The organism is Corallococcus sp. AB045 (assembly GCF_003668895.1).
GTDB lineage: Bacteria > Myxococcota > Myxococcia > Myxococcales > Myxococcaceae > Corallococcus > Corallococcus coralloides.
In genome coordinates, this window is record NZ_RAWN01000355.1 from 1 (window position 1) to 5,045 (window position 5,045).

The following is a 5,045-nucleotide window of genomic DNA, read 5'->3' on the forward strand; positions in this document are numbered from 1 at the left end:
ACCGAGGTACCGCAGGTGCTGCAGCAGCGGAAGCGTCCGGCCCACGAATGGATGGAGCGGGTGGGTGATGATCACCGAATCCTGCGACGACGGCTGCTTGGATGGGGTGCGCTGAGATGGGTTTCCCCGAGCCTTTCTCGAAGGGCGTGGCCGCCGTGATGACCGCCTCCCTCATTGCCTACGTGGGGGTCGATACGTTCTGGAGCCTCATCGTGGGCTTCAAGCGGCTGGTGGAGGAGGCGGAGCGGGCCACCACGTTTGACGAACTCCGCGAGTCGGGCGAGCGCTACGGCAAGGTCATGGGCCGCAACGCGGCGCGCGCGTTCGCCATGTTGGCCACGGCCGCCATTGGGAACACGGCGGCGGGGCTGGGGGCGAAGGTGCCAATGCTGCCCGGCGCCGCGCAGGCGGCGGTGCAGGCCGAAGCGCAGATGGGCATCAGGCTCGCGGCGGTCGCGGGCGTGGGAACGGTGGCCGTGAGCGCCGAGACCGTCACCATCGCCCTCGCGCCCGGCGCGGTGGCCATGGCGGCCAACGCCACGGGCGGCAGTACCTCCGCCAAGGCGCGCCCCTCGGGCTACAAAGCCTGGGGCTCGTTCAGTGGTTTCAAGAAGGCCATGGGCCCTGCGGGCAAGAACAAGGAGTGGCATCACATCGTCGAGCAAACCCCGGGCAACGTGAAGCGCTTCGGCCCCCAGGCCCTCCACAACACCGAGAACATCCTCCCACTGGACAAGAGCCTGCACAGCGACGTCAGCGCGTTCTTTTCGTCGATTCGACGCGATATCACCGGCTCGCCATTGACCGTACGGCAATGGTTGAGCACGCAGTCCTACGAGGCCCAACGTGACTTCGGGCTTCTGGCCATTGAGAACGTCGGAAAGGGGCTCTGGTGATGAAGTTGCATGACCTTGTCGAGCAGTTCGCCGAGAACGTGGTCGCGCAGAACGAGGCCATCTTCCGGGGAGACGCCAAGACTGGAAACAAGCACGCCAGGAAGTACGGCGCCGCCGTCGATAAGCTCCTGGCCCACGGCAATCCCGGACGTGACGCTCTCGCCGTACTGCTCAAGCATGAGCGCATGGACGTGCGCGTGATGGCTGCCGCGCATCTGCTCCGCTATCGGACGACCGAAGCCAAAGCGGTCCTGGAGGAAGCTGCCAAGGGGCAGGGGCTGGTCCCGTTCGGAGCGCAGCAGGCATTGAAACGCTGGGAAGAAGGAACCTGGGCGCTCGATCCAGAGTAGCCTTGATCGTGGCTGAGGAGGCCATGGTGCGCGCGGGCATCACCGGCGCGAAGTTCACGGACGTAACCGAACCCGGTGCATCCAATGGTCCCTGTCCCCTGCCGTCCCCATCCTCGTACTCAAGCTGTACCCAAGATGGACGGACGCGGGTGGACCTCCATGGACGCACCACTCGCCCCGCTCCAGAGGAGAACCGGCCGACCCTCAATCCCTCCGGACACCTCGCGGATCGGGGTGGCGGGGCTTCAAGACCGGTGGAGGGCTGCGAGAGCAGTCCCTGGCGAGTTCGATTCCCGTGCCCTACCGCCAATACTTCCGAGGGGTTACGCCCCACCTGCCCTGTGGGTACCGTCCCCTGCTGCGTCCAGGCGCGTCCACTCGACTGCGTTACCGCTGCGTTACAGTCATCAGTCGTCGTCCGGATGCAGGACTCGTTATTCGACTCACCTTTCGACATGAGGACGTCATGAACAAGCAGATCATCTTCAACCTGCCGGTCAAAAACCTGGATGAATCCAAAGCCTTCTTTTCCGCTCTCGGCTTCAGCTTCAATCCACAATTCAGTAACGAGAGCGCGGCGTTCATGGTCATCGTGGATGGCAGCATTCATGCCATGCTGACGACCGAAGCGTTCTTCAAGACCCTCATCGACAAGCCCGTCGTGCAGGCGAAGGACGCCAACGAGGTCGTCATCTGCTTGAGCTGCGAGAGCCGGGAGGAAGTGGATAGTCTGATCGCCAAGGCCGTCGCCGCCGGCGGCCGCATTCCGCATCCGCCCGAGGACCGCGGCTTCATGTATGACCAGGGTTTCGAGGACCTCGACGGCCACCTGTGGAACCTTGTCTGGACGGCGCCGCAGGCTTGATGCGGCCGGCCGGGCTGCTCAGCGCTCGTCCCTGTGCCGAGCGCTTCATTCGCCCCCTCAAGGAGCAACTGTTCTGGGTGCGCACCTTCTCCACCGTGGAGGAACTGCGGCGGGCCCTGCTGGACTGGGCCCACCGCTACAACGAGCACTGGCTGCTGGAGCGTCACGACTTCCTCTCGCCGAGTCAGGCCCGGCGAGAGCTGATGCTGTCGAGGCAGGCGGCCTGATTACGACCAACCTGGTGTCTCAACAATTCGGTGCGGTACACCGGACCGCTCGTGGCGGTGCTGTACGTGCCGTTGTCACTCAGGCTGTCGCCAAAGGCGATGACGCTGCTCTGCGCACCCGAGTGCAGAGGGAGAAGCACGGCCACGACGGCCGCGATCAACAGGGAGTCTGACTTCATGGTGGAAACTCCGAGGGGGAGAGACACACGACGCTACACAGTGTGTCGCCACCCTCGGAGGCTTCACTCGGATTTCAGCTCTTCCATGTTTTAATCCAGATATTTCAGCCCCGGGCGGCGCGGGCGTCTCGGCCCTTGGCGCGGGCGGCCTTGGAGAGCAGGTCGCTCCCCTTCTCCTCGCCCTTCATCCACGCCTTCAACGCGGGCACCACCTGCTTGCTCCAGGCGCGTCCGGCGCGCACGGACAGGAAGTCCTGCACCAGTGCGTCCACGATGGCGGAGAGCTGCTCGGTCAACTCCAGACGTTCGGAGAGCTGATCATCCTCTTCCTCCGTCATGAGCGCGGGCAGCTTGGCGGCGCGGATGTCCAGGAACTCGGAATCCAGGGTGACTTCGTATTCACGCTCGCCGTGCGACACGCGCAGCCGCGCCTGGGACACCAGCAGGCCCCGGTCCAGCGAGTGGCGCACGTTCTCCGAATACGGCGCCAGCGTGCCCTTGGCGCTCATCTCCGTGACGTCGCCGGCCACGCCGCGCAACACCACCTTGCCCAGGTAGAGCACCACGACGCCCGCGCCGTCGTACTCGACCAGCGGGTCGCCCGACTCCGAGCGCCACAGGAGCCACGTCATGAACTCGCGGCCCAGGTAGGCCCGGCCGCGCAGCAGCTGTTCGCGCGCCTTGCCCTTTTCGACTTCGGCTTCGTCCTTCTCCTCCTCGGTGGCGGCACCATCCACGCCGACATCGCCCCGGGCGAACGCCGCCTCTTCCCTCGCCTGCTCACGCTTCGCCATGGGAGTCCTCCACCGAAGCCGTCGCCGGCAGGTCCATGCCAATGAGCTCCGCCGTGGGGCCCAGGGCCTTCTCGTCGATGCCCGCGCGCTGCGCCATGGACGCGGGCGTGATGCCAATCACCTTCACCGCCAGGGCGCCTTCCAGCGCCACGCAGATCTCATCCACCGTCTTGCGCGACGCGGCCCAGACCTGCACCGTGTGCGTCTTCAGGTTCCACGTCACGTCCAGCGTGCTGGTGCGCGGCACCGCGCGCTGACGCAAGAGCTGCTTGAGCTCCGCGCGCTGCTTGTTCTTCTCCGCGCGCGCGGGCGGCCGGCCGTTCTCCTTGCCGAAGGCGGCGGCCCACTTGTCCAGCTCCGACTTCATCATCGACGCGGGCACCTTCAGCGTGTCGATGCGGAAGGAGAAGAGGGCGTACTCGCCATAGTAGAGGTTGCCGGTGGCGAACTCGGAGGACTCCGGGTTCTCCAACTCGACAAAGCCCGCGGCGCGCTCCTCCTCGGAGCGGCGGTCGATGGGCTCGAACGCATGGGACTTGAGTCCCTTGGTCATCCAGCGCTTGACGTCGGACGGCGCATCCTTGGCCGGCTCGGTCCGGAAGCGCGAAAAGGTCACGGCACCACGTAGGACAGGCATGGGGCGCGGCAGGATGGGGGTCCCGTGGCGTCGCGTCAAGGCACTCGGTGTGGCTGGACGCGAAGGGCCGGGAATAGCCCCCGCCGAAGATCGTTTGCCCGGGCTCCGTCCAACCGTGCACGTCTCCGCCCCACCCCGCTGGCGGGAATCCATGACACTCCCAGGCACGCGACATACGGTGGCCGCCGCCATGCGCCGCGCCCTCCTCCCCGCCAGCGTCGTTGCCCTCTTCCTGTCCGCCTGCACCCACACGGCCGCCACGCCGGACGGAGCCCCGCGCGACACCCTGCCCGGGGTGACGAAGGCCCTGCTGGAGACCCTGGAGGCGGACGGCGCGCTCGCGGGCGCGTACGTGGTGGACGCGCGCACCGGCGAGCCCCTCTTCACCCACCGCGAGAACGTGCGGCTGTTGCCCGCGTCCACCATGAAGGTGGTGTCCACGTCCGCCGCGCTGTCCGCGCTGGGAGCGGACTTCCGCTTCACCACCCCGGTGTTCCTGGAGGGCTCGCAGGCGGGAGGCCTGTTTCTGGGCGACGTGGTGGCGCAGGCGTCCGGGGACCCGTCCCTGGGCTCGTGGCGCTTCCCGGAGACGGCGCTCGCGTGCGACCGCATCGCGGAGGCCTTCCAGACGCGCGGCATCCACCAGTGGCGCGGCAACGTGCGCATCTCCGGCACGGACGGCATGGACGGCGGCATGGGCCCGGGCTGGGCCTGGGATGACGCGGCCTATGCCTACAGCGCGGCGCCCACGCCCTTCGTCTTCCGCGAGAACGTGGTGGACCTGGCGCTGGCGCGCGCCCCCGGCGCCACCTGCGCGGACGCGCCCTCCGTCCAGTGGACCCCCACCTTCGCCACGCTGTCCGCGGTGGTGAACGTGGACGTCAACGCGGAGCGCGCGAACCTGGCCTGCGTGCGCGGAGGCGCCGGAGTGCGCTGCACGTGGCGCTCGCCCACCGGCGGGCCGTGCCCCCAGGCCGCCGCGGTGAAGCTGTCCGTGGACGCGCCGGAAGCCCTCTTCGCCGCGTGCGTGGACGACGCGCTGGCACGGCACGGCATCACGCGGCTGCCGCTCTCGCTGGAGGCCCCCACCCCGCCCC

General features: G+C 67.6%; 7 protein-coding genes. 5 read left to right on the top strand and 2 right to left on the bottom strand.

Annotated elements, in window-relative coordinates:
• Positions 1–116 precede the first annotated feature (116 nt).
• The 4 genes from D7Y21_RS40280 (at position 117) to D7Y21_RS42470 (ending at position 2,338) form a co-directional block, all read left to right on the top strand.
• Positions 117–896, top strand: a complete 780-nt coding sequence (locus tag D7Y21_RS40280) for a hypothetical protein (RefSeq protein WP_233612490.1) — start codon at positions 117–119, stop codon at positions 894–896.
• On the top strand, positions 896–1,246 hold the full coding sequence (locus tag D7Y21_RS40285) for a DUF2019 domain-containing protein (RefSeq protein WP_121718536.1): 351 nt from the start codon (positions 896–898) through the stop codon (positions 1,244–1,246). Before D7Y21_RS40280 ends, D7Y21_RS40285 begins: the two co-directional genes overlap by 1 nt.
• Positions 1,247–1,712: 466 nt before the next feature.
• Entirely contained in the window at positions 1,713–2,111 is a 399-nt protein-coding gene (locus D7Y21_RS40295; RefSeq protein ID WP_121718538.1) for a VOC family protein, read from the top strand.
• Positions 2,112–2,188: 77 nt separating this feature from the next.
• Positions 2,189–2,338, top strand: coding sequence for a hypothetical protein (locus D7Y21_RS42470; protein WP_199724681.1), 150 nt, complete (start codon positions 2,189–2,191; stop codon positions 2,336–2,338).
• A 283-nt stretch (positions 2,339–2,621) separates the two neighbouring features.
• Here the strand turns inward: D7Y21_RS42470 and D7Y21_RS40305 are convergent, their stop codons facing one another.
• On the bottom strand, positions 2,622–3,311 hold the full coding sequence (locus tag D7Y21_RS40305) for a hypothetical protein (protein ID WP_121718540.1): 690 nt from the start codon (positions 3,309–3,311) through the stop codon (positions 2,622–2,624).
• A complete protein-coding gene (gene rdgC / locus D7Y21_RS40310; RefSeq protein WP_121718541.1) occupies positions 3,298–3,948 on the bottom strand; it encodes a recombination-associated protein RdgC in 651 nt (216 codons plus the stop codon). The genes D7Y21_RS40305 and rdgC overlap by 14 nt, the downstream gene beginning before the upstream one ends.
• Before the next feature lie 190 nt (positions 3,949–4,138).
• Here rdgC and D7Y21_RS40315 point away from each other — a divergent pair.
• A partial coding sequence (locus tag D7Y21_RS40315; RefSeq protein ID WP_233612491.1) for a D-alanyl-D-alanine carboxypeptidase occupies positions 4,139–5,045 on the top strand: 907 nt, incomplete at its 3' end.